A 23,425-nucleotide genomic window follows, 5' to 3' on the forward strand; every position below is an offset into this window, starting at 1 on the left:
AACGCGTTGGAAATTGGGGGGAAGATGGGACCGCAAGTCGAAACCGTCGAACGGGACACGACGCTGCCCGCCGAGGTGGACGTCGTTGTCGTCGGCGGTGGCATCATCGGCGTCAGCACGGCACTGTATCTCAGTGAAAAGGGGTTGCGCGTTGCCGTATGCGAGAAAGGCCATATCGCCGGGGAACAGTCCAGTCGCAATTGGGGCTGGGTACGCGTCACGCATCGGGATATGCGTGAATTCGAACTCGCGATCGAAAGCCTCAAGCTCTGGCGCACACTGGATCGGACCCTGGGCATCGAGACTGGCTTCACGCAGTGCGGCATTCTCTACATGAGCGCCAATGAGGCGAAGATGGCAGAGCATCGTCTTTGGCTGGAAAAAGCGCGGGCGCTCGCGGGTAACGCTTTCGACACTCGGGAAGTCGACGCCGCGACAGTCGCAGACCTGCTCCCCGGTGCATCGCGTTCCTTCGTTGGTGGGCTTTATACGCCAAGCGATGGCCGCGCCGAACCACAGCGCGCGGCGCCTGCCATCGCCAATGCGTTACGCAAACGGGGCGTCAAGGTGCTGACGCCCTGTGCGGTACGCGGCGTGGAGACTCAGGCCGGCAAAGTCAGTGCAGTGGTCACCGAGCATGGCGTGATCCGCTGCAACAGCGTGGTGGTGGCAGGCGGGGCGTGGACCCGCCACCTGTGCCGCAGTCTGGGCATTGATGTACCACAGTTGCTGGTGCGGGCCTCGGTCCTACGTACGGAACCGATCGACGGTGGTCCGGCGGTGAGTGCCAGCAACCGGGAATTTGCATTTCGCAAACGCGCCGATGGCGGCTATACGATTGCGCCGGGATTCCGCACCTGTAGCGATCTCACTCCCGATTGCTTCCGTCTTTTCTTCAAGTACCTACCCGCACTGAAGAGTCAGATAGGTGCAATGCGCCTTGGAATCGGTCGGCGATTCCTGGACGAGCTGTGCCGTCCCGGGCGCTGGCCTTTGGACAAGCCGACCGTGTTCGAGCGGGTGCGAACATTGGACCCGGAGCCGATTGTGCCTTACACCGATATCGGGCTAGCCGAATTCATTAAGGTCTTCCCGCACTTGCGCGATGTGCGCGTCGCGCAACGTTGGGCGGGCTACATGGACGTGACCCCGGATGCGATCCCCGTGATTTCAGGTACGGACACCCTTCCCGGCTTGTTCATCGGCACGGGTTTCTCAGGGCATGGATTTGGCATCGGACCTGCGGCGGGCAAGCTGATGGCGGACCTCGTCGCGAATGATCGGCCTCTTGTCGACCCTCGAGCATTCCGGCTGAATCGCTTCAGTGACGGCACGAAAATCGTCATCGATGCAGGATTCTAGGCGACAGACCCAGTATCGACGCGCATCAGTTACACAACGCGATGCGCCACTGACGCATTTACCGCCTCCACGAGCTCGAACAACGACACCGGTTTCACAAAATGACGCGTAAAGCCGGCTTTGGCCGCACGAGCCAAGTCGTCCGCCTGACCATAGCCGGTCAGCGCAAAAAGCGGCAGATCGGCATGCAAAGGTTGGGTGTGCAATGCCACCGCCAGCTCATATCCATTCATGCCGGGCAGACCGATATCGAGTACTGCCACGTCGGGCCGGAATTGCTCCGCCAGATCCAATGCCCGTGCTCCGTCGGTCGCCGTGGCAACGACAAAACCCATCTCTGAAAGAAACGCTTCCATCGCCAACAGGCCATCGACATTATCGTCAACGAGCAGCACGCGCACCCCGCCTGTGACGCCAGCACTCGGAGAGTGGGTGACATCGGCTGACAGGGCGTCGGAAAGCTCGATCGACGTCGCCACTGGCAGGGCGATGGTAAAGGTCGCCCCACACCCCATGCCATCACTTTTCGCATGGACCTGGCCACCATGCAGCTCAACCAGGTTCTTGACCAGCGCCAAGCCAATACCAAGGCCGCCATCAGAACGATCGATCGTCACGCGGCCTTGCTCGAATATCCGAAATAACTTAGGCATCAGTTCTGCACTGATGCCTGCCCCGTTATCGATGACCGCAATCGTCAGTCGGCTCTCCGCGACGTGTGCCTCAATGCGAATCTGGCCTCCCGGCTGCGTATACTTCGCTGCGTTGTTCAACAAATTGCTGAAAGCCTGGGTCATGCGCGTCAAATCGGCAAAGATCAGCAGCCCGTCATCGGAGATATCCACCACCAGTGTTTGTTTGCGTTGCGCGATCAGGGGGCTGACGGCCTCCACCGCGCGCGTAATAATCGACGCAATGCGTAATGGCTCACGCTGCAATAAAATCTTTCCTCGCGTGATGCGACTCACATCCAGAAGATCTTCAACAAGACGCGAAAGATGCTCGACCTGACGTTCGATGATGTCATGGTATTTTTCGGGGACATTGCCGCGTTCGCGTCGTATCAACGCCAGCGATGTGGTGATTGGTGCAAGCGGATTCCGTAATTCATGCCCCAGCATGGCGAGAAACTCGTCCTTCGCGCGATTCGCTTCCTCTCGCTCATGCGCGGCGCGTGCGGCCACGATGCCGGTAGCGGCAAGCGATGTTGCTGCGCGCAGCAAGGCGATCTGACTCACCGTTGGAAATGTCGACTCCGTCGCACCGAACCAGACACTGCCTTGTCCGGAGCTGAATCCCATGCTCAACCGAATCATTCGGACGGGACCGATAGGCGTGCCGCACCATGCCACCCTGGTCCCGATCGGCAAGCCATGCCATTCGTCGATCGCTTCCCGCCAGTCCTTGATATCGCCGTCTGATACGTCGCGACCATAAAGACGTAGTCGAACGAACGATGGCTGATCCCGTAGCAGCGGAAGGTCCACATAGCAGATCTGCAGCGCAACAACGCTTTCAATCGCCTGCGCCATCAATTTTACGATGGTTTGACCATCGCGACCTGGCCACAGGGCCGGCAGCGCGAGTAGCCCCATCAAGTCCCGCAGACTCTGTTCCGGTGCCTCCCCGAAAGGATTGAAAACACGGTCGCCCGACATTTTTTGCTCTTTTGAAAGGATCTGCCACCGATCTTGCTCAACGCGCGTTCGCAAGCGCCTTGCGGGCTTCGATTTCCTTGACCATCTCGGAAGGGGGGGTGAAAAACGGATTTTCTTGTACAACGCCATTGATCAGCGTCAACGGGTGCGTCCGCAAAACGTCCATTAACGTTGCACCCGACAGCTTCGCCAAGTCGTAAACACAAACGGCAGGCTGACAGTTTCGCTCGAGCACTTCGTTGACTTCCGCTTCATAGACGATAAGGTCCATCGCACTAGGGCCGTCTTGAAAAGCCCAGTCCATATTTCCCATGATGCGGAGTCGCGAAAACCCGGCGGCGCGAGTATCGTGCGTGAGACGGTCGATCATCTCCAGCATTCGATTCTTATCGAACTTTCCTTCCTCATCGAAGTACGTCTGCTGCCAGGTCGCAATCTGCAACTGACCACAGGCCTCGCATTGGTGCGCGTTGATTCCCGCCGCCACGAGACGGGCACGATGATCGTCAACCAGGGCGACATCGATAATATGAATGTTCTTCTCGCCGTTATCGAATCCCTGCTTGAAAAACGGCGTAAGCACATCGTACTCTTTATCGCGACTGTCAAAAAAAGCGCAGACGTGAAAAGCATCCATCGGCGTGCCTGCCAAGGATAACTTATTCATCGTACATCTCCTCAGGAGACAGGAACGGGACATCAGAACGTCAATGATGCACGTCCTTGCCTTCAAATAGGGAATAATACACCCAACGTCGCGGAATAATCCCGCAGTCGCGCGCGGCTTACAACGGCACATACGCGCGGCAAAATGCGCCAGCCAGGACTTGCATCCGGAGCTGAACGAATCGCGATCATGCCGCGATCGGCGGCGATACCCCGTTGGTCAGCGGCGTGTTACCTGATGCGCGATCAACGCACGCAGGTCATCGGCGAGTTGCAAGCGTTCGTTCAGAGGCGCGTCGGCGCAAGCCGACACGCCTTTGAGCAACAACAGAATGACTTTCGCGGACGCCAACGCCCGCGCGGGGGAGACGTCGGTGATCGTTACCAGCAACGCCTGCAATCGCGCCAGCATCGCGCTATGAAGACGCACGCGCAACGAGGCCGCCGTCGCATTCTGCGAATCGACCAAGGCAAGCACCGACGCACGCTCCGCCAACAACGTCTGCATCATCGTGACCAATGCGTCGGCCAACTGGGCGGCCCCCGCCTCGGGATCTCGCGCACCTGCACACCGCCGCGCCACACCGTCCAGATGCGTCATTACATGAGCGGCGTAGTGCTCCACCAACATTTCAGCAAGCGCTGACTTACTTGGGAAGAACCGATACAGCGAGCCGATCGCGGTGCCAGATCGCGACGCTATTTCGGTCATCGTCGCGGCGTCGTACCCCTGTTCCGCGAAGATTTCGGTGCTTGCCGAAAGAATCGCTTCCACACGCAAACGGCCTCGTGCGCGCTTCGGTGCGATCGCCCCTCGATCGGTCGGCGACATCTTCGCGCCCGCCGTGGATTTTCGCCGCGATGTCAACGCACCGTCGACCGTCGACATTTCCATGGAATCGGTGACATCCAAACGATTTGACTTTTGTGAGTCCATCCTCAACAATTCCGCCTGTTTATGCGAGGACTCCCTCGCATAAGTAATCGTCGCATTATGACATAAGCATCGCCCCAGTCGGCCTAAATACGATGCGATGAATCGCTGCTTTGCAAGCATCCCAACTGATGGACAACGTGTCTTTTATGACTTTTCTTTCCCGCTCTCTGACAGACGGCGCGCTACGTACGATCCCGGCGCAATGGAGCACCCTGCTAGCGTTTTCGGTGCTGGCGTCCTGGCTGATGCTCAAGGCGGGCCTGTCCGCCTCGTTGTTGCTCGGCCCCTTGGTGGCAGGTATCGTGCTGGCCACGCAGCGCGGCACCATCAAGGTCCCGAAAATCCCGTTTTATATCGCGCAGGGCATTGTCGGCTGCATGATTGCAACAAAGGTCCCGCCAACGATATTTGCCGAGGTCGGAAAACACTGGATCATGTTTGCTTCAGCGGTATTGTCGGTGTTGCTGGCAAGCTGTCTTCTCGGCTATTTACTGGCGCGCCTGCAGGTACTGCCCGATACCACGGCCGTCTGGGGCAGCTATCCCGGTGCAGCCACCGCCATGACATTGATGGCGGGGTCGTTTGGCGCGGACACGCGCTTGGTGGCGTTCATGCAGTATCTGCGCGTCGTCATCGTGGCAGTGATTGCCTCGGCAGTGGCGCGATTTAGCCTGCATACCAGCGCGGCACATGGCATCACGCATGCTTTGCCCAATCCGGTGTGGTTTCCGCCGGTGCAATGGGAATGGTTAGGCGTCACCCTGGCGCTTGTCGCGATTGGCATGACGCTTGGTTTAAAAATGCGCATCCCAGCCGGCCCGTTATTGATCCCAATGGCCCTGGGCATCGTCCTGTCACATACGGGCCTGGTGCAAATCGAATTGCCACACTGGCTACTCGCCGCCAGCTATGCATTGGTCGGATGGACAATTGGCCTGCGTTTTACACGAGACGTCGTCAGTTACGCGGCAAGTGCGTTCCCGCGTGTATTGTTGTCGATTGTCGCATTGGTCGCATGTTGCGGCGGATTTGCTGTCATTCTGGTGAAAGTGGTCGGCGTGGACCCACTGACGGCCTATCTGGCGATGAGCCCGGGCGGCGTTGATTCTGTCGCCATCATCGCGGCGGGCTCGCCGAACGTGGATATGTCGTTTGTCATGTCGCTTCAGATGGCGCGCTTTTTGACCATATTGATCATCGGTCCTTCCATCGCGCGTTGGACGGCGCGGTCGTTGCAGAAGACGCTGGCGCGCAGATCCCGCGCCACGTTGCAAAGCCGGGCCGCAGCGGCGCCATCAGCCACGAAAAAAAGCGCCCGCGCTTCGGAAAAGACACATCAGGCGCGATAGAAGCCTTTCCCATCCAGTGCGTCACGTCCGTGTGGTTGGTCCAGCGTATCGGCTGGGCCAACCGGCACGATGCGGTTCGGATTGATCGTCGGGTGACTACCGTAATAGTGCCCCTTGATATGGTCAAACGCGACGGTCTCCCGAATTGCCGGTATCTGGTACAACTCGCGAACGTAGCCCGATAAGTGGGGGTAGTCGGCAATGCGTCGGACATTGCACTTGAAATGACCGAAGTAGACGGCATCAAAACGGATCAATGTCGTAAAAAGGCGGATATCCGTTTCGGTAATATAGGCCCCCATCAGATAGCGTTGATCGGACAGCCGCTCTTCCATTTCGTCGAGTGCCTCGAACAAGCGACCAACGTGCCGCTCATAGACAGCCTGTTCTGTCGCGAACCCCGCCTTGTAGACGCCGTTGTTGATACGATCGTAAATATAGTCGTTCATTACGTCGATTTCGATCGACCATGGCTCGGGATACAGGTCGATCGTATTGCCGGTCTGGCTATTGAATGCGGTATTGAGCATCCGCATGAGCTCCGCCGATTCATTGTTGACGATCGTGCCGCGCTGCTTGTCCCACAGTACCGGGACCGTCACGCGGCCGGTGTAGTGCGGATTGCTTACCGTGTAAAGCTCGCGATGCAAAGCCTTGCCATTCAACGTGTCGCCGGTGGAACCCGTGGCAGTGTCATACGTCCAGCCGTCGTCACCCATCAAATAACTGGTGATTGACACGTCCATCAACGGCGCCAAGTCCTTTATCTTTCGCACGATCAACACCCGGTGCGCCCACGGACACGCCAGGGAGGCATATAGATGAAAGCGGTGCGGTGTGGCGAATACCGCTTGTTCCGTTTCACGCCTGCCGGCTTCCGGATCGATCAGGGTGCCTCGCAACTGGGCCTTTTCCCGGACGAATTCACCGCCATGCGCCTTTGTGTCATACCAATCGGTGCGCCATTGTCCATCTACCAGAATGCCCATTGCATTTTCCTCTCGTGCGGTTCGATACCATTCCCTACAGCATAACCCGGACCCGCATCATGTCTTGTCAACCTTTCGATCGACGCATCGCATCAGGCGTCTCATACGGGCCTCCTTGCCTTACGCCATCGCACCGACGTGTGCGCGTGCCGGAGCGTTACGCGATCGCCCGCCGCGACGGCATGAAAAGGCGATTCGATGCACAAGTACCCAGCCGCACGGTACACTGCGCGCCGACCGCGCAATTCCTGACGGGTTGTGCTTGATTCCAGATTACCTTCGTCCTTAAGACAGAACGCCATGGAACACGATATCGTGATTGTGGGCGCCGGCATGGTCGGCGTCTGCTGCGCACTGGAACTACAGCGCCGTGGCGCGCGGGTGACGTTGATCGACCGCCGCGCTCCTGGTCTGGAAACGTCCTTCGGCAACGCGGGCTGTTTCGCCCGCAGTTCCATCGTTCCCTTCAATAATCCGATGCTGCGCCACGCACTCCCCAAGCTGCTGCGCAACAATACGCCACAGTTCCGCTATCGTCCGGCGTACCTGCTGCGGGAAGCCCGGTGGGCGCTGTCCTTTCTTGCGCATTCGCGCACGCGCATATTCACCGAAACCGCTACGGCGCTCGACCAATTGATTCAGTTATCCACGCGGGAACATCTGCGCATGATGGCAGATGCTGGCATCACGGGACGCTTGCGAGAAAATGGCTGGCTGTTCCTGTACCGTTCCGAAGCCGGGTATGCGAGCAGCGCGTTTTCGCAAAAAGTGTATCGCGAATTCGGCATCGATATCGAGTCGGTGGACGCAGCCGGTGTTCAGGCCTTGGAACCAAGCCTCGCGCCGTTGTTCCCGCGCGGACTGTGGATCAAGGACAGTCGCTCAGTGGATAATCCGGGCGCGGTGGTCGCCGCCTATGCGGCGCTTTTCCAGGCACGAGGCGGCCGTATCGAACAAGCCGATGTGACCGCTGTCCAGCGGCAGGGTCGGCAATGGTGCGTGACGGCGGACGCGCGTCACTGGCAGGCGGCGCATGTCGTGGTAGCGCTTGGCCCGTGGGCAAAAGCGTTATTCGCACGCATCGGTCTGACGGTGCCGATGGCTTTCGAACGCGGCTACCATCGGCATTTCGGGGCGCAACCGGGCGCTACGCTGCATCGGCCGATCTACGACACCGCCGCGGGCTATGTCATGGCACCGATGGAAATGGGACTGCGCTTGTCGTCCGGAGTCGAGTTAAATGAGTGCGATGCACCCGCTCGCCCGGTGCAGATGGCCCTCATCGAAACATCGGCCCGCGAAGCGTTTCCGCTGGGCGAAGCACTGCAGTCAGCGCCGTGGATGGGCCGTCGGCCCACGCTGCCGGACAGCCGACCGATGATCGGTGCGGTACCCGGGCGCGACGGACTATGGTGCGCGTTCGGCCATCAGCACATCGGCTTTAGTACCGGCACCGGCACCGCGATATTGCTCGGCGCGTTGATGCATGGTGAAACGCCGCCTATCAATGCAACGCCGTTTGCACCATCACGGTTCTTGTAATACAGGAATGGACCACCTGGTCCACCGCTGTAACCACGACATCGCGGATCATGTAAGCTGGGCGTCTACCCACTGTCGCCCGATACGCCATTGACTTCGCACAAATCCGCGCCTGCCACCTCTTCTCCTCTCGTCACGATCGGTCGCGCCGAGCAATGGGCGACCCGATGGGTCTTCCTTGTCTCCGGCCTAGCCACCGCGATGTGGGCGGCCCTCGTGCCGTTCGCAAAAGCACGCCTCGATGTCAATGACGGCACACTGGGCCTGCTATTGCTTTGCCTGGGTGGCGGCTCCGTTGCAGCCATGCCCCTCGCCGGCGTCGCCGCAGCGCGGCTCGGTTGCCGTACGTTGATCCTGATTGCCGGCGCGCTTGTCTGCTGCACGCTGCCGCTACTCGCGACCACGGCAAGCCTTCCGCTCTTTGTCATCGCATTACTGCTGTTCGGCGCCGGCATCGGGACCCTCGACGTGGCGATGAATATGCAAGCGATCATCGTCGAGCGCGAAAGCCAACGGGTGATGATGTCCGGTTTCCATGGACTGTTCAGCGTCGGTGGCATCGCCGGTGCCGGTGGCATGAGCGTCTTGCTGGCGTGCGGCCTGTCGCCGTTGTGGGCAACGCTGGCAGGCATCACGCTGGTCGTCGCGTTATTTTTCCAGATGGCGCCCGGCCTGCTGCCTTATGCCAATCCGAAAGAGGGGCCGTGGTTCGCATTGCCTCGTGGCATCGTGCTGCTGATCGGGGCCATGACCTTTGTTGTGTTTCTCACCGAAGGTGCCGTGTTGGACTGGGGCGCGGTGTTCCTGATCCAGACACATGACATGCCTGCCTCGGGCGCCGGGCTTGGCTATGCCGCCTTTGCGACCACAATGACCATGGGCCGTCTGCTCGGGGACACGATCGTCGCACGGCTCGGCGAACGAAAGATCATCGTCGGTGGCGGACTCGGTGCCGCGGCAGGAATGTTGGCCGCGACGTGGCTGCCATGGTGGCCAGGTACCTTACTCGGCTACGCCTTGGTTGGGGCCGGGTGCGCGAATATCGTGCCCGTGCTTTTTACAGCGGTCGGGCGCCAGACACGGATGCCACAGAGCGTTGCCGTGCCGGCAATCACGACATTGGGATACGCGGGCATTCTCGCGGGTCCCGCGGCCGTCGGATTCGTCGCGCATACCAGCAGCCTGCGCTTCGGCCTCTCTTTGGTCGCGTTGCTACTGGTAGGGGTGGCGATCGCAGGCGTGATCAGTGCGACCCGCTGGACCCGTGGGCGCAACGGACGTTGAGCCCACGGGTCAGGACTATCCCGGCCCAAGGACAAAACGCCCGGATCGACTCTTCGAAATGGCACCATCTGGCGCCATCAGGCTGCCTGCCCCTGATCGTTTTCGACATGCGCCAGCCCCGGACAATTCATCAGGTCACCGGAGCCGGGTTAAACAACACCAGCGCGTTATGCAGCTTCAACGTTTCGGCGCAGGTCTTTTTCCTACCGCTGGCAACATCGAGCATGTAATGGAACAACTCCCATCCCACATCCTCGATGCTGGCGTCACCGGTAGCGATCCGCCCCGCGTCGATATCCATCAGATCGTGCCACCGGCGCGCGAGATCACTGCGGGTGGCCATTTTGATGACTGGCACTTCGGCGAGACTGTAGGGGGTACCGCGTCCGGTCGTGAACACATGCAGGTTGATCCCCGCTGCCAGTTGCAGCGTCCCGCAAATAAAGTCCGAGGCAGGCGTGGCAGCATAGATCAGGCCCTTCTGCTTTACTTTTTCGCCTGGCGCTATGACACCGCTGATCGGTGCGTTACCGGACTTGATGATCGATCCCATCGCTTTTTCGACGATGTTCGAAAGACCGCCCTTCTTGTTGCCCGGCGTGGTGTTCGCACTGCGGTCCGCACCGCCGCGCTTCAGGTAGTCATCGTACCACTGCATTTCGCGGATGATGTCCTGCGCCACCGCCGGCGTGGCGGCGCGACGCGTCAACTGATCCACGCCATCCCGCACTTCGGTCACTTCCGAGAACATCACCGTGGCACCGGCTCGTACCAGCAGGTCTGTTGCAAACCCCACCGCCGGATTGGCCGTCAGGCCGGAAAATGCATCGCTGCCGCCACATTGCACACCCACCACCAGGTCCGCCGCGGAACAGGTTTCACGCCGCCGCCGATTCAAGCGTTCGAGATGTTTCTCCGCAGTCCGCATGATCGACGCGATCATGGCGCCAAATCCAACGTTCTCGGGGTCTTGCAGCACAACCACGTCACCATTGTCGGGGGACGCGCAGGCGTCGGCGGCAACCGGCGTACCCGCCTTATCCAGCGCCGACATGTGCACCAGCGGAATCGTGCCCGCGGGCATCAACCGTTCCGGTTGCAATTTCTCGCAGCCGAGGCTCACCATCATCACTTCGCCGCCGAAGTTCGGATTCAGACTGATATTGCGCACGGTACGAATAGGCACGATGGCATCGGGCGCATCGATCGCGACGCCGCAGCCATATGTGTGCTCCAACCCCACGACGTCATCGACGTTCGGATAGCGCGGCAGCAACTCAGCCTTGATCCGCGCCACGGCATGTTCGACCACCCCCGATACGCATTGCACCGTTGTCGTAATCGACAGGATATTGCGTGTGCCCACCGATCCGTCGGCATTACGGAAACCTTCAAAGGTAAAACCTTCGAGCGGAGGCATCGTCTTGTCACCGGCCGTGGCAATCGGTAGCCCTACCAGCGTAGGTGGCTCAGGCATCCGTGTGACGTGCTCGTTAATCCAGCTGCCGCGCGGCAACGCCTTCAACGCATAGCCGATTACCACGTCATAGCGAATGACCGGATCGCCTTCGGCCAAATCGGCCAACGCCACCTTGTGGCCTTGCGGCACTCGCTCCCGCAGCGTCAACCCGTCGGAAAACGTCGCGCCCTCGCCCAGGCCACCGTCATTGACCACAATGGCGACATTGTCATTCGGGTGCACCTTGATATAGAGGGGACTCATCACGGAACGGGTGTCCATCATTTTTTTGCCCTTTGCAGACAGTGATCTGAATTTATCGGTCATCCTACAACTAGACATCGCCTTTATCGATGTTTCTCGAACCAGTATTTACCCTATCTAGCAACTTAAAACGAACCTCCCTACCATTCGCTTTATGTTGTACGACAACCTATGAGATGCATCGTTGGCGACGTACGCACCTACCATCCACGGACGACACACGGATCATGACGACACCTCAAGAGCTCAAAACCATCGTTTCCGAAGGCCTGCTCTCCTTTCCAGTCACGGACTTCGACGAAAACGGCGATTTTCGCCCGGCTACCTATACCGAGCGGCTCGAATGGCTGGCACCGTATGGCGCGAGCGCGCTGTTTGCAGCTGGCGGCACGGGCGAGTTTTTTCGTTGACGAAAAGCGAGTACTCGAATGTGATCCGCACAGCCACGGAAACCTGCAAGGGCAAGGTGCCGATTCTGGCCGGCGCGGGTGGCCCGACGCGCGTGGCGATTGAATATGCGCAGGAAGCGGAACGCCAAGGCGCGAACGGCATCCTGTTGATGCCGCACTATCTGACCGAAGCGAGCCCGCAGGGTATCGCGAATCACGTGGAAGAGGTGTGCAAGGCCGTCAAGAACATCGGTGTGATCGTGTACAACCGAGCGAATTCCAAGCTGAATGCCGACATCCTGGAGCCGCTGGCCGACAAGTGCCCAAACCTGATTGGCTTCAAGGACGGTGTGGGTGAAATCGAAAACATGGTGACGATCCGTCGACGCCTCGGAGATCGTTTCTCCTACCTCGGCGGCTTACCGACGGCGGAAGTCTACGCGGCAGCTTACAAGGCGCTGGGCGTGCCGGTCTATTCGTCGGCGGTATTCAACTTCATTCCGAAGACCGCAATGGCGTTCTATCATGCCATTGCAGCGGACGACCACGAAACGGTCGGCAAGCTGATCGATTCGTTCTTCCTGCCCTATCTGAAGATTCGTAATCGCTGCGCGGGTTATGCCGTCAGCATCGTCAAAGCCGGTTGCACGCTGGTGGGCCATGATGCCGGCCCGGTGCGGGCACCACTGACGGACTTGACTGCCGCCGAATCGGAAGAACTGGACGCACTGATCAAGTCACTTGGTCCGCAATAAACGCGGTCCGCCGAGCAATAGCGGCGGAAGTAACACGTTGTCACTTCTTGCGGCAATGCGACCCCCGTGGTCCTATTGTGCTCGCGGCTCCCGGTTCCTTGCCATTGACGCATTCGCGCAATGGCACGGGCAATACAACCGGGCAAGGTAAAACAACAATACCAGGGACAATCGCCATGGATGCGAGCCGGGTCGGCAGCGCCGCTGGAGTCATGAAGCGCACGAACACGCGTTTTCTGATCCTGGCAATGCTTTTTATCATCACGACGTTCAACTACGCCGATCGCGCGACGTTATCCATCACGGGTAGCGAGATGTCCAAGGAATTGGGCTTCAGCACTGTGCAGATGGGCTATATCTTTTCGGCCTTCGCCTGGTCCTACGTGATCGCCCAGGTGCCGGCCGGCTGGTTACTGGATCGTTACGGCGCGCGCCGTGTCTACGCCACCAGTATCTTCGTCTGGTCGCTGTTCACGATGATGCAAGGTGCGGTTGGCATCACCGGCTCCGCGGCCTTCGCCGTTGGCGCGTTGTTCGCGTTGCGTTTTCTGATGGGTGCGGCGGAAGCACCGGCGTTTCCGGCCAATGCCAAGGTCGTGTCGAGCTGGTTTCCAACGAAAGAACGCGGCACGGCCTCCGCCATTTTCAATTCCGCGCAATATTTCGCGGCAGTCGTGTTCACGCCGCTGATGGCTTGGATCACGCACACGTTTGGTTGGCATCACGTCTATACGGTAATGGGACTAGCGGGTATCGTGCTGTCCTTCATCTGGCTGCGGACGATGAAATCGCCTTCGCAACATCCAATGGCGAACAAGGCGGAAGTCGATTACATTCGTGACGGCGGCGGTATCGTCGACGTGATCGGCAGTACCGCATCAACCGACGGAAAACGTCGCGACCAGAGCTGGTTCTATGCGAAACAGCTGCTCAAAAGCAAAATGTTGTTGGGCATCTATCTGGCGCAGTTCTGCATTAGCGTGCTCACTTACTTTTTCCTGACCTGGTTTCCGATCTATCTCGTCCAGGCACGCCACATGACGATCCTGAAAGCGGGACTGATTGCATCGTTGCCTGCGATTTGTGGTTTTATCGGTGGCGTCTTGGGCGGTTTCATTTCAGACTGGCTGATCAAACGCGGCCACTCGCTGACCGTTGCCCGGAAGGTGCCGATCGTCACTGGCATGTTGCTCTCCTCCAGCATTATCGCCTGCAACTATGTGTCCGCCACCTGGCTGGTCGTGCTGTTCATGTCATTGGCCTTCTTTGGCAAGGGCATTGGCGCATTGGGCTGGGCCGTGGTGTCGGATACGTCGCCTAGAGAAGCAGTGGGCCTATCCGGGTCGATCTTTAATATGTTCGGCAATATCTCCGGCATCGTGACGCCGATCGTGATCGGCTATATTGTCGCCACCCGCGGCTCGTTCAACGGCGCGCTGGTCTTCGTCGGCATTAACGCACTGATTACCGTGTTTTCCTACCTGTTCATTGTTGGTGACATCAAACGATTCGAACTGAAGCAACCGTCCTGACCGAAAAGCGCGCCGCGGCTCGCGCCGAGACGTCGGCAGGTGGTGCGGGTCCGCGCCGGTATAATGATTGAAAAGAACGTGACACAATATTGTGTCTCAGACACCGTGCCGGAAAGCCCGCGTTTCTTCCCGCTTGAATCCTGAAAGGAAAATGTCATGTCCGCGTCCTTGACGTCGCTCGCCGCCCCGCGGCGTGCCCGCAATCTGGCCGGGCTCGTCGTCGACTACGTGAAAGAACGCGTAGAGGCGAACATCCTGAAACCTGGCGACAAACTGCCCACCGAGTCTCAACTGATGCTCGCCCTAGGCGTCAGTCGGACGGTCGTCCGTGAGGCCATCTCCCGCCTGCAAGCGGGTGGGGTGATCGAAACGCGTCATGGCATCGGTAGTTTCGTGCTGTCGCCGCGGCAAGAAGCCTTTGATATCGACATGGTCCCCGCGACCACGCTGCGCGACGTGCTCAGTGTGCTGGAGCTGCGCATCAGCCTTGAAACCGAATGCGCGGGTCTGGCGGCGCAGCGCGCCACTGCCGATGATGTAGCGCGGATGCAGGCCGCGCTGGAAGGGATCGAGGCCTCCCACGGTATGGTCGACAATGGCGGCACCGGCCCCAAGCAGCGGACCGAAACCACCAAAGCCTCGCTCGACACCCCATCGTCCGAAGACGTGGATGCCGGCGGTGCCCGGCGGCGCGATCGTAGCGTGTCAGCCGACCTCCAGTTCCACCTCTCCATCGCGCAAGCCACTGGAAATCGCTATTTCGTCGACATCCTGACGCAAATGGGAACCGCCTTGATTCCGCGCACCCGGATTGATTCCGCTGGTATCGCGCATGCGGACCCCAAAGCCTATATCGCCCTCGTCAATGTCGAGCACAAGAGCATCCTCGACGCGATCCGTCGTGGCGATGCCGACGGTGCCCGTGCAGCGATGCGGCTGCACTTGTCGAATAGCCGTGAACGTTTGCGCCAGGCAAGCGAACTGAACGCCGCCAAGTCAGATCCGCATGCGCAGGGTCGGCCCGTGCCCGCCGTATCCTGAACACCGGCGCGGGCCTGATATTTTCTCTGGCCTGCGCTCATTGTTCGGACAGCCAGTATCCATCGCCTTTCCCTTTCCCCCGCCTTTCCCGTCCTCTTTCTTAACGAAGCTGATGCATCGCTTTGAGAAGACGCCGCCGACAACGCGAGCATGGTGCCGACGCAAAGGTTGTCCGTCGGTCTGATTCTTCGTCGTGACCTGTTGTGTAAGCGATCGACGCACTTATTATTGGCTCTCTCAGGCGGCGACGCGTCTGCTCCTTCAGGCATGTCGTCCCCAACATCGCCTGGTCAGGTTGCTGTCGCGAGAATCGGCCAAGAGGAAGGTGAATTAGGAGACAGGACGACGATGGCGGTTCAAGGAACAGACACATATCGCGGCGAAAGATCGTATGGCACCCACGCGCTCGACGCAACCCCGTCCGCATCGGACCCACGTAGGCGAACCGTTTCTCGACGCACCCGCGGATGTAGCGATCGATGGCATCTCGCTGGAATCAGTGCCTGTATCTGGGCTGTCAGTGAAACAGCCGGCGCGGGCACCGTTACACTGTACGGTCTGGCAGATGTGGCAATTCGCTTTGAATCGAACCAGGACGCTCGCAACCGTAGCGTTGTACGCATGACCGAAGGCGCGATCTCACCAAGCCGGTTCGGCATGCGTGGCAGCGAAACATTGAGCACCGATCTGCGCGCATATTTCCAGATCGAGGCCGGCTTCGATCTGGAGACCGGCGCCATGGTCGCTGGCGGACGGCGGCTCTTTCATCGTTGGGCGTTCGTAGGACTGGAAAGCAAGCGGTTCGGCCAGATCGCGTTCGGTCGACAAGGGTCCGTGATGTTCGACTCGCTGACCACGACGTTCGACCCAATGACATTGGCAAACTACAACGGCAACAGTTGGCTCACGGGTGCATTATCCGGCGGCATTTTTCTGGATAATACAATCAAGTACCGCTTCACGCATGACGGACTGACCTTGCTTGCCGCCTACTCGATGGGGTATGACACATTCGGCACCGACGCCAACGGCTTTTCCGGCAATGTCCCCGGGCGAATTGGCGCGGGAAGCATGCGGGGCCTGGGCGCGATCTACCAAACCGGCCGGTGGGGCTTTGCCGGCATCTGGCAGCAAGGGCGGGACCACAGCAATCGGCGTCGTGATTCGTTCAATGCCGCGATGACCTACCAGCTCGGCCATACACAAATTGCCGGCGGCTACATGCATTCACGTGACAATACCGGTGGTTTGGACGCGCGCCTGAACCGCGGACTACCCGGACGCTCGCCGGCAGCCTACAAAGGGACAAACCGCCTCGACGATGGCTTCTACCTGGGCGCAACCTGGCAGCCGAATGCACATTGGCGGTTGATGGGCGCCTGGTATTTCGATCGGATGCGTAACGCGACGCATGCGTTCACCGCCGCCGGCAGTCCGATCAAAGGCATTGGCTATCGACACAGTTGGGCGCTGCATGTGCAATATGCATTCTCAAAAACCGTCTACACCTACGCGGAAGCCGACTATGGTGTGGTCACTGCGGCCGCCCGTGCAAATTTTCCGGGAAGCCGTCACCAGTACGGCGCAGCGGTCGGCATCGGAAAACGGTTCTGACGGCGTCGGCGGAGCGCGGAGAGACAGACTCGCATATCATACGAGCCTGCGCGTTCTGATCGGCGAACGACCATCTTTGTGGGCTTCCCAGGATGCGTCGCGCGATCTTTTGTTCGACTTATACGTTCGCGACGCTTATCTCGGAAACCTTGATGCCTCAGCCTGATCCCTCCTCTCCTACGCGCGGCGACTCAGCGCCCACGCCACCCGAGGCACCGTCTCAGAATCCATACACCCAGGACAGATGGCTTCCCTATTTGCCGTTCCTGGTAGCCGCCACCTTCTTCATGGAGTACCTGGACACCACGGTCCTGGCGACCGCGTTACCACAGATGGCGCACTCGTTCAACGTCGTTCCCAGCGCGCTGAGTATCGGGATGAGCGCCTACATGCTCGCGCTAGCCGTGTTCATTCCGGTAAGCGGCTGGATGGCCGACCGATTCGGCGCGAAAACAATTTTCAGCCTGGCCATCGTGATCTTCACCTTGTCATCGATCCTCTGCGGTCTGTCGGTTGGTCTTTTATCCTTTACCAGTGCGCGGATACTGCAAGGCATCGGCGGTGCAATGATGGTTCCGGTCGGGCGGTTGATCGTCGTGCGCGCGGTGGACAAGGCGGACCTGATGCGGGCGATTGCGACCATCACCTGGCCGGCAATTGCCGCGCCCGTGATCGGCCCTCCAATCGGTGGCGTGATCACAACCTATGCTTCCTGGCGCTGGATTTTCTTGCTGAATGTCCCGTTCGGCATCGCGGCGCTGATTGCCGCTGGCATCATGATCCGCAATACGCGTGGCACCACACGGCGTCCGTTGGACATCGTCGGGTTCCTCTATTGCGCGCTGGCGCTGACCGGGATCATGTACGGCACGGAACTCGCCAGCCAGCAAGACGCCAATCTTTGGATGGCGGCAGGCTGTTTCTTCGGCGGCATTTTGATGGGGACCATCGCGGTCCGGCACCTGCGCGGACATGCGAATCCCCTGATGGATCTGTCGGCCATGCGTGTGCCGACGTTTTCGGTGACGGTCCTCAGCGGCACAATGACGCGGATCGGCATCAACGCCATTCCATTCCTATTGCCACTGCTCTTTCAAGTCGGCTTCGGCATGTCGGCGTTCCATTCCGGTATCCTGCTGTTCGTCAGCGCGCTCGGAAATTTCGGGATGAAGGCGGTGACAACCAAGGTGCTGATGCGCTTTGGATTCCGCGGCACTTCGCTGGTCGATGTGACGATCGCCGGCATCGTCATGATCGCGTGTGGCTTCTTGACGCCCGATACGCCAATGGCCGTCACGCTGATCGTGATCTTTATCTACGGCTGTACGCGGTCGATGCAGTTTTCGTTGCTGGCGACACTGGCGTATGCCGATATTCCGAAGGACCAGGTCAACAGTGCAAATACGCTATGGAATGCAGCGCTGCAGATGGCCATCGGACTCGGCATCGCCTTTGGCGCATTGGGCCTTAGAATTGCTGCTTCGCTACGGGCCGGTGATGACGCCCATGCCACGCACCATTTGGTGCTGTCCGATTTTCGGCTCGCGTTCGTGGCAACGGGCGTCGTCACCTTCCTCTCACTGTACGGTTATTGGCGCCTGGCACCACAGGCCGGCCGGCATTTGAGCGAAAAATAACATCGCGAGCAAACGGCTAGGCGGGAGTGGCACCCGTCCGCAACAGCTTGTTGTAGCGGGCAATCGCGCGATCGCGCTTCAATTGGGACAAGCGTTCGATCCAGAACACCCCGTCGAGTTGATCGATTTCGTGCTGGTGGCATACGGCGCGAAATCCATCCGCCTCCTCTACCTGCTCCGCTCCGTCCAGGTCTTGATATCGCAACCGTATCTTGGCGTTGCGACTCACCTTCTCCACCACACCCGGCATCGACACGCTCCCCTCGTCATGGACGATCATCTCGTCGGCACGCCAAACAATTTCAGGATTGACATAGCAGCGTGGGGACGGATCGTCAGGCAACGCCAGCACGACCACGCGTTGCGCCATGCCGATATGCGGACCCGTAATGCCCACGCCGTCGACAGTCAGCATTGTTGCATGCAGGTCGTGCGCCAAGGTACGAAGCGCTTCATCGAACACGGTCACCGGCTGCGCCGCGGCATGCAGTGCCGGATGCGGATAACGGACAATGGGGCGAGCAGGCAAGATGGGGGCTCCTTGAAAGCGAATCCCGCATCGTACACCGACACAAGATGCATCGTCGCATTGCTATACTGGTTGTCGGGGTCGGACGATGGCGCAACGGCCTGCCGCGCTATCATGCGCCCTGAACGTCGATAACGATACAGGAGAAACACCATGCAGATTCATCGAATGATCACGATTACCCTGGCCGGAGCAGGCCTCGCTTTAGGCGCACTGACGGCCAACGCGCAAAACGCGGCATCCGCGCCCTTGTCACCCGCCGACAAAGGCGATATCGCCCAATCCGCTACGCATGCCGACAAGAAAGCCAGCAAGGCCCGGAAAAAGGCCATCAAGGCGCAGAAGAAAGCTGAGGCGAAGGATGCCGAGTGATCCGGGAAGGGGTGAAAAGACCTATCCCGCATGACACAGGGAGTGGAGCATGTTTCAGATTCGCGAGATGACGATCGACGATTACGACGGGGTTCGAGCGATGTGGGAAGCCACACCGGGCGTCTCCGTGCGCGACGCCGACTCGAAAGCGGCCGTCACACGATATCTATTGCGAAACCCCGCCCTGAGTTTCGTCGCCCTGGCCGATGACCAGATGGTTGCCACGATCATGGCCGGGCATGATGGCCGACGTGGCTATTTGCAACATCTGGTCGTGCTGCCAGCCTATCGTCGACGCGGTATCGCCAATGCCCTCGTCGAGCAAACGCTCGCGGCACTCGAAGCACTCGGTATCCATAAGAGCCATCTCGAAGTGCTATGCACCAACGTCGAGGGCGCTGCCTTTTGGGCTAGACAGGGTTGGCAACGCCGCGATGACATCACGCGATATTCATTCATCCGTAACGCCGGAGCGAATTGTTGAGCGTGTATTGCGAGATGCGCCTCATAGCTCCCCTTGACGCGCGGCAACCATGCCGTCATTGAATTTCTTGTAGAACGCCGCATACGCTTCCGCTTTGTCCGCCCCACCCTCGGCAAAGCGCAGCGGCTTTACACGCTCCACGAGGATTTCCGTCGCATCCGGCTGCGTTTCCAGGATGGTAAGCACTTCATCAATGAAATCCTTCAACGGCATCGCGTTCGGATCATTGGCTTGGCGCTCTCCCATCAAGCCCGTTTGCACATACGGCGGCACCAGTTCCAATACCTGCAAGGGGGTGTCCTTGACCTGATAACGCAGTGACTGCGTGTAAGAGTGGATCGCGGCCTTCGTCGCGGCGTAGGTTGGCGTCATGGAAAGCGGCAGATACGCCAGCCCTGACGACACCGTCATCAATGCCCCGTTTTGCTGCGCGGTCAAATGCGACAGCAACGCGGCCGTCAAGCGAATCGGCCCCAACAGGTTCGTGGCGATGGTCTCCTCCGCTGTTTCGGTCTCGCCCTTCAGCAGCGCCTCGTTCCTCATGATCCCGGCATTTTGAATGACGACGTTCAGCGCCGGGAATGCCGACGTCAGTTGCGTGGCGAATGTCTTGATGGCTTCAGTGCGAGTAATATCCAGTGTCAACGCCGCCATGCCAGGATTTGCCACCAATGTCTCCTCCAATGCATCGCGACGCCGCCCCGAAATGATTACCTGATTGCCGCGCTTGTGAAAGGCTTCCGCCAAGGCACGGCCAATACCTGATCCGCCGCCGGTGATCAAGATCGTGTTTCCGGTCATTTGCATGATGTGTTGCTCCTTCGAAAGAGGGATGTTGCTTTGTAAGCTCGCCGGCACGCACGTCCGCGAAATCGTGGAACGGATCGCGGACCAATGCGCCATGGCCGTACTTGAAACCCTCGGAAAGCATGGCACACTTCGCTTCACGTAGTTATCCGCTCGAATTGGCAATGTCGGCCAGAAGACGTTGACCAAAACAGAGCCCCAAATGGAAACCGACGACTTGGTGTAGTGGACCGTTTCCGCCATTATTTAACCGGGTCAAATACCCACTCACAGACATGGCACACAGTCTCGGGTCAGCATGCTGCGACTTCTGGTGGGGGTCGAGCGAAATGGCCAAGCCATGGCCAACGCTCGCCCGATGCCGCCTTGATATGAGAAACCGCAGGCAGGTAAGCCAACGCGTAACGACGGGCGCGGTCGCATCCACCCTACTTTTAAAATAGAATGCTTTAGTAATCTGACTGACGCGCCATGGATTTGATTGTTCTCATGGTATGCGTTGCGCTTTACAATTTTCTTTCTACGGATGTTCGATGGCCTATCCCTGGCAATATTTCCGCGCCGGCGGCGTGGATCAGGTTGCAATTCGCTCCGGTGCGGACCTGGCGCATCTTCGTGAACTGGATCAAAAACAATGGGTTGCGCTCGCTTGCCCCACCCGCGGCCTGGAGTTCGATGCCCGCACGCTCGACCTGCTCGATACCGATAACGACGGCCGTATTCGTCCCCCCGAGCTAATCGCCGCGTGCGAGTGGGCGTCCGCGCAATTACGCGATCCGGATGATCTGATCCAAGGCGGAGACGCCATCACAGTCGAACAGATCGCCGAGAAGGAAGAAGATTCGGCAGGCTTGATCATAGAAGCAAAGCGCATCCTCGAACTGCTGGGCAAGTCGCCTGATGCGCCGTTGACCCTTCAGGACGTCAGCGATCGCAGCAAGCTGATCTCGGCGATGCGATTCAATGGCGACGGTGTCATTACGCCCGATACTGCCGCGGATGATGAGACCGTCAGAACCACCTTGGAAAAAATTATCGCAACGCAAGGCGCGGTAAAGGATCTAAGCAGTGCCGATGGCGTAAATCTGGAAAAATCCGATGCATTTTTCGCGAATGCGGTGGCCTTACGCGATTGGCACGCCAAGAACGCCGGGGATGAGGCCATCATGCCGTTCGGCGAAGGCACGGCCGCGGCCGCTGAAGCCTTCGACGCAGTACGCACCAAGATCGACGACTTTTTCGCACGTTGCAGCTTGGCCGCCTATGACGCACGCGCGACCGACGAGCTTAATCCTTCGCAAGACAACTACAAGGCGATCAGTACGCTATCGCTTTCCAGCAGCGCGCCTGAGATCGCCAGTCTGCCGCTCGCGCCGGTCCAACCGGGTCGGCCCTTACCGCTATTAGGCGATACTGTGAATCCAGCGTGGAGCAATGCGCTTGGCACGTTCTACCGCGCGGCGTTTGCACCGCAATTCGGCCAGTCCCAGACAACCCAGCCCACCATGACGCAGTTGCAATGGCAAACATTGCAGAATCGCCTGGCACCATACCGCCAGTGGAGCAGTACACGGCCGGCGTCGAGTCTGGACAGCCTGACAATCGACGAAATCACGCAGATCGCCAATAGCGACACGCAGGCAGCCATTAATGCATTGATTGAAGAAGACAAGGCGATTGAGCCGCATAACGCTCGGATCGTCGATCTCGAACGGCTGCTGCGCTACAAGCGCGATCTGCTCCGCCTCGTGCATAACTTCGTTTCGTTCAAGGATTTCTATCGCCGCGATGGGGCGATCTTCGAAGCCGGCAAGCTTTACCTGGACAGTCGCAGTTGCGACCTGACCGTTGAAGTTGCCGATATGAACCGGCATGCGCAGCTTGCCGGAATGGCGAAGGCTTGCCTTGCATATTGCGAATGCCGTCGGCTGAACCAGAAAATGAATATCGTATCGGCGTTCACTGCGGGATCGACGGATTTCCTTTTCGTCGGCCGCAACGGCGTGTTTTATGACCGCCAAGGCAACGACTGGGACGCAACCATCGTCAAGCTGATAGATAACCCGACCAATGTCTGGCAGGCCTTCCTGTCACCGTATAAGAAATTCATCCGCGCGATCGAGGAGCAGGTCGCCAAGCGCGCCGCCGCCAGCGATGCGAAAGTCCAAGGCAATCTCGGTTCGCTGGCGACCAACATCGCATCGACAAACGCCACAACCGCTGCAACGGCGGCCGATCCGAAAGCCGCGGCAATCAACAGCAAGATCGATGTAGGCACCGTTGCCGCACTGGGCGTGGCTCTCGGCAGCATCAGCGCCGTGATCGTCGGGGTCTTCGGCAAATTCGTTGAATTGGGATGGTGGATACCGGTCGCCCTAATCGGCATCATCATTGCGATTTCCGGGCCAAGCATGGCAATTGCCTGGCTGAAGCTGCGGGAACGCAGCCTCGGACCTATTCTGGATGCCAGTGGCTGGGCCATCAATGGCCGCATGAAGGTCAATGTCCGGCTTGGAACGATGTTGTCGCAGACCGCGCGTATCCCGCTTTCTTCGCGGCCTGTCAAGGACCCCTACGCGGATCGGCACACGGGCGGTTATATCACCGCGACCTTGTTGGTCCTGGCCGTCGTGGCGATCGTTGGCTGGCGCTTCGGCTGGGCTAACCGCTGGCTACCAGCCGGTGCGCATTTCGCCACCGTGCAGGCACGTGTTACCGGCGCGACACCCGCCACGCCACCGGCACGATAGGCGTC

General features: G+C 59.2%; 18 protein-coding genes and 1 pseudogene. 12 read left to right on the forward strand and 7 right to left on the reverse strand.

What is annotated here, in order from left to right; genetic code table 11:
* The first annotated feature begins 24 nt into the window (after nt 1-24).
* Nucleotides 25-1,362, forward strand: coding sequence for an NAD(P)/FAD-dependent oxidoreductase (locus WM40_RS18590; RefSeq protein ID WP_024903713.1), 1,338 nt, complete (start codon nt 25-27; stop codon nt 1,360-1,362).
* Nucleotides 1,363-1,391: 29 nt separating this feature from the next.
* On the opposite strand, the gene WM40_RS18595 is transcribed toward WM40_RS18590, so the two are convergent.
* The 3 genes from WM40_RS18595 to WM40_RS18605 all read right to left on the reverse strand — a co-directional run bounded on the left by WM40_RS18595 (nt 1,392) and on the right by WM40_RS18605 (nt 4,581).
* The gene (locus WM40_RS18595; RefSeq protein WP_024903712.1) at nt 1,392-3,020 is read right to left on the reverse strand and encodes a hybrid sensor histidine kinase/response regulator; all 1,629 of its coding nucleotides are present in this window, start codon (nt 3,018-3,020) and stop codon (nt 1,392-1,394) included.
* A 37-nt stretch (nt 3,021-3,057) separates the two neighbouring features.
* Complete coding sequence (locus WM40_RS18600; protein WP_024903711.1) at nt 3,058-3,687, reverse strand: MEDS domain-containing protein; 630 nt, start codon at nt 3,685-3,687, stop codon at nt 3,058-3,060.
* A 219-nt stretch (nt 3,688-3,906) separates the two neighbouring features.
* Nucleotides 3,907-4,581 carry a TetR/AcrR family transcriptional regulator gene (locus WM40_RS18605; protein ID WP_157685846.1) on the reverse strand — a complete coding sequence of 225 codons (675 nt, stop codon included), beginning with the start codon at nt 4,579-4,581 and terminating at the stop codon, nt 3,907-3,909.
* 188 nt (nt 4,582-4,769) lie between these two features.
* Between WM40_RS18605 and WM40_RS18610 the strand changes: the two genes are divergently transcribed.
* Nucleotides 4,770-5,972 carry an AbrB family transcriptional regulator gene (locus tag WM40_RS18610; protein ID WP_096335572.1) on the forward strand — a complete coding sequence of 401 codons (1,203 nt, stop codon included), beginning with the start codon at nt 4,770-4,772 and terminating at the stop codon, nt 5,970-5,972.
* Here WM40_RS18610 and WM40_RS18615 read toward each other — a convergent pair.
* A complete protein-coding gene (locus WM40_RS18615; RefSeq protein ID WP_046153625.1) occupies nt 5,960-6,961 on the reverse strand; it encodes a glutathione S-transferase family protein in 1,002 nt (333 codons plus the stop codon). The genes WM40_RS18610 and WM40_RS18615 overlap by 13 nt on opposite strands.
* A 300-nt stretch (nt 6,962-7,261) precedes the next feature.
* Between WM40_RS18615 and WM40_RS18620 the strand changes: the two genes are divergently transcribed.
* Nucleotides 7,262-8,503, forward strand: a complete 1,242-nt coding sequence (locus tag WM40_RS18620; RefSeq protein ID WP_046153626.1) for an NAD(P)/FAD-dependent oxidoreductase — start codon at nt 7,262-7,264, stop codon at nt 8,501-8,503.
* Between the two features lie 90 nt (nt 8,504-8,593).
* On the forward strand, nt 8,594-9,787 hold the full coding sequence (locus tag WM40_RS18625; protein WP_046153627.1) for an MFS transporter: 1,194 nt from the start codon (nt 8,594-8,596) through the stop codon (nt 9,785-9,787).
* Between the two features lie 130 nt (nt 9,788-9,917).
* On the opposite strand, the gene garD is transcribed toward WM40_RS18625, so the two are convergent.
* Entirely contained in the window at nt 9,918-11,528 is a 1,611-nt protein-coding gene (garD, locus tag WM40_RS18630; RefSeq protein ID WP_236693590.1) for a galactarate dehydratase, read from the reverse strand.
* Nucleotides 11,529-11,737: 209 nt separating this feature from the next.
* Here garD and kdgD point away from each other — a divergent pair.
* From kdgD to WM40_RS18655, 5 genes and pseudogenes are all read left to right on the forward strand, one after another.
* Nucleotides 11,738-12,654: pseudogene (kdgD, locus tag WM40_RS18635) on the forward strand (5-dehydro-4-deoxyglucarate dehydratase).
* A gap of 176 nt (nt 12,655-12,830) precedes the next feature.
* Entirely contained in the window at nt 12,831-14,186 is a 1,356-nt protein-coding gene (locus WM40_RS18640; protein WP_024903703.1) for an MFS transporter, read from the forward strand.
* Nucleotides 14,187-14,342: 156 nt separating this feature from the next.
* Nucleotides 14,343-15,227, forward strand: coding sequence for a FadR/GntR family transcriptional regulator (locus tag WM40_RS18645; protein ID WP_024903702.1), 885 nt, complete (start codon nt 14,343-14,345; stop codon nt 15,225-15,227).
* A gap of 348 nt (nt 15,228-15,575) precedes the next feature.
* On the forward strand, nt 15,576-16,841 hold the full coding sequence (locus tag WM40_RS18650; protein ID WP_157685847.1) for a porin: 1,266 nt from the start codon (nt 15,576-15,578) through the stop codon (nt 16,839-16,841).
* 152 nt (nt 16,842-16,993) lie between these two features.
* Nucleotides 16,994-18,478: an MFS transporter gene (locus tag WM40_RS18655; protein ID WP_046153642.1), complete on the forward strand. Its 1,485-nt coding sequence runs from the start codon at nt 16,994-16,996 to the stop codon at nt 18,476-18,478.
* Between the two features lie 16 nt (nt 18,479-18,494).
* Here WM40_RS18655 and WM40_RS18660 read toward each other — a convergent pair whose 3' ends face one another.
* Complete coding sequence (locus WM40_RS18660) at nt 18,495-19,007, reverse strand: peptide deformylase (RefSeq protein ID WP_024903699.1); 513 nt, start codon at nt 19,005-19,007, stop codon at nt 18,495-18,497.
* A 153-nt stretch (nt 19,008-19,160) separates the two neighbouring features.
* Between WM40_RS18660 and WM40_RS18665 the strand changes: the two genes are divergently transcribed.
* On the forward strand, nt 19,161-19,379 hold the full coding sequence (locus tag WM40_RS18665; protein ID WP_024903698.1) for a hypothetical protein: 219 nt from the start codon (nt 19,161-19,163) through the stop codon (nt 19,377-19,379).
* A gap of 49 nt (nt 19,380-19,428) precedes the next feature.
* Nucleotides 19,429-19,863, forward strand: coding sequence for a GNAT family N-acetyltransferase (locus WM40_RS18670; RefSeq protein WP_024903697.1), 435 nt, complete (start codon nt 19,429-19,431; stop codon nt 19,861-19,863).
* A gap of 21 nt (nt 19,864-19,884) precedes the next feature.
* Here the strand turns inward: WM40_RS18670 and WM40_RS18675 are convergent, their stop codons facing one another.
* Nucleotides 19,885-20,670 (reverse strand): SDR family oxidoreductase, encoded by a 786-nt coding sequence (locus tag WM40_RS18675; RefSeq protein ID WP_024903696.1) that lies wholly within the window; start codon nt 20,668-20,670, stop codon nt 19,885-19,887.
* Nucleotides 20,671-21,203: 533 nt separating this feature from the next.
* Between WM40_RS18675 and WM40_RS18680 the strand changes: the two genes are divergently transcribed.
* Entirely contained in the window at nt 21,204-23,420 is a 2,217-nt protein-coding gene (locus WM40_RS18680; protein WP_024903695.1) for a hypothetical protein, read from the forward strand.
* The last annotated feature ends 5 nt before the right edge of the window (nt 23,421-23,425 follow it).

The organism is Robbsia andropogonis, from assembly GCF_000970345.1.
Lineage (GTDB): Bacteria > Pseudomonadota > Gammaproteobacteria > Burkholderiales > Burkholderiaceae > Robbsia > Robbsia andropogonis.

Excerpts from the sequence above, each read along its gene's own strand:
- WM40_RS18590 (WP_024903713.1), top strand. The coding sequence starts at position 25 with ATGGGACCGCAAGTCGAAACCGTCGAACGGGACACGACGCTGCCCGCC.
- WM40_RS18595 (WP_024903712.1), bottom strand. The coding sequence starts at position 3,020 with ATGTCGGGCGACCGTGTTTTCAATCCTTTCGGGGAGGCACCGGAACAG.
- WM40_RS18600 (WP_024903711.1), bottom strand. The coding sequence starts at position 3,687 with ATGAATAAGTTATCCTTGGCAGGCACGCCGATGGATGCTTTTCACGTC.
- WM40_RS18605 (WP_157685846.1), bottom strand. The coding sequence starts at position 4,581 with ATGGAAATGTCGACGGTCGACGGTGCGTTGACATCGCGGCGAAAATCC.
- WM40_RS18610 (WP_096335572.1), top strand. The coding sequence starts at position 4,770 with ATGACTTTTCTTTCCCGCTCTCTGACAGACGGCGCGCTACGTACGATC.
- WM40_RS18615 (WP_046153625.1), bottom strand. The coding sequence starts at position 6,961 with ATGGGCATTCTGGTAGATGGACAATGGCGCACCGATTGGTATGACACA.
- WM40_RS18620 (WP_046153626.1), top strand. The coding sequence starts at position 7,262 with ATGGAACACGATATCGTGATTGTGGGCGCCGGCATGGTCGGCGTCTGC.
- garD (WP_236693590.1), bottom strand. The coding sequence starts at position 11,528 with ATGGACACCCGTTCCGTGATGAGTCCCCTCTATATCAAGGTGCACCCG.
- WM40_RS18640 (WP_024903703.1), top strand. The coding sequence starts at position 12,831 with ATGGATGCGAGCCGGGTCGGCAGCGCCGCTGGAGTCATGAAGCGCACG.
- WM40_RS18645 (WP_024903702.1), top strand. The coding sequence starts at position 14,343 with ATGTCCGCGTCCTTGACGTCGCTCGCCGCCCCGCGGCGTGCCCGCAAT.
- WM40_RS18650 (WP_157685847.1), top strand. The coding sequence starts at position 15,576 with ATGGCGGTTCAAGGAACAGACACATATCGCGGCGAAAGATCGTATGGC.
- WM40_RS18655 (WP_046153642.1), top strand. The coding sequence starts at position 16,994 with ATGCCTCAGCCTGATCCCTCCTCTCCTACGCGCGGCGACTCAGCGCCC.
- WM40_RS18665 (WP_024903698.1), top strand. The coding sequence starts at position 19,161 with ATGCAGATTCATCGAATGATCACGATTACCCTGGCCGGAGCAGGCCTC.
- WM40_RS18670 (WP_024903697.1), top strand. The coding sequence starts at position 19,429 with ATGTTTCAGATTCGCGAGATGACGATCGACGATTACGACGGGGTTCGA.
- WM40_RS18675 (WP_024903696.1), bottom strand. The coding sequence starts at position 20,670 with ATGCAAATGACCGGAAACACGATCTTGATCACCGGCGGCGGATCAGGT.
- WM40_RS18680 (WP_024903695.1), top strand. The coding sequence starts at position 21,204 with ATGGCCTATCCCTGGCAATATTTCCGCGCCGGCGGCGTGGATCAGGTT.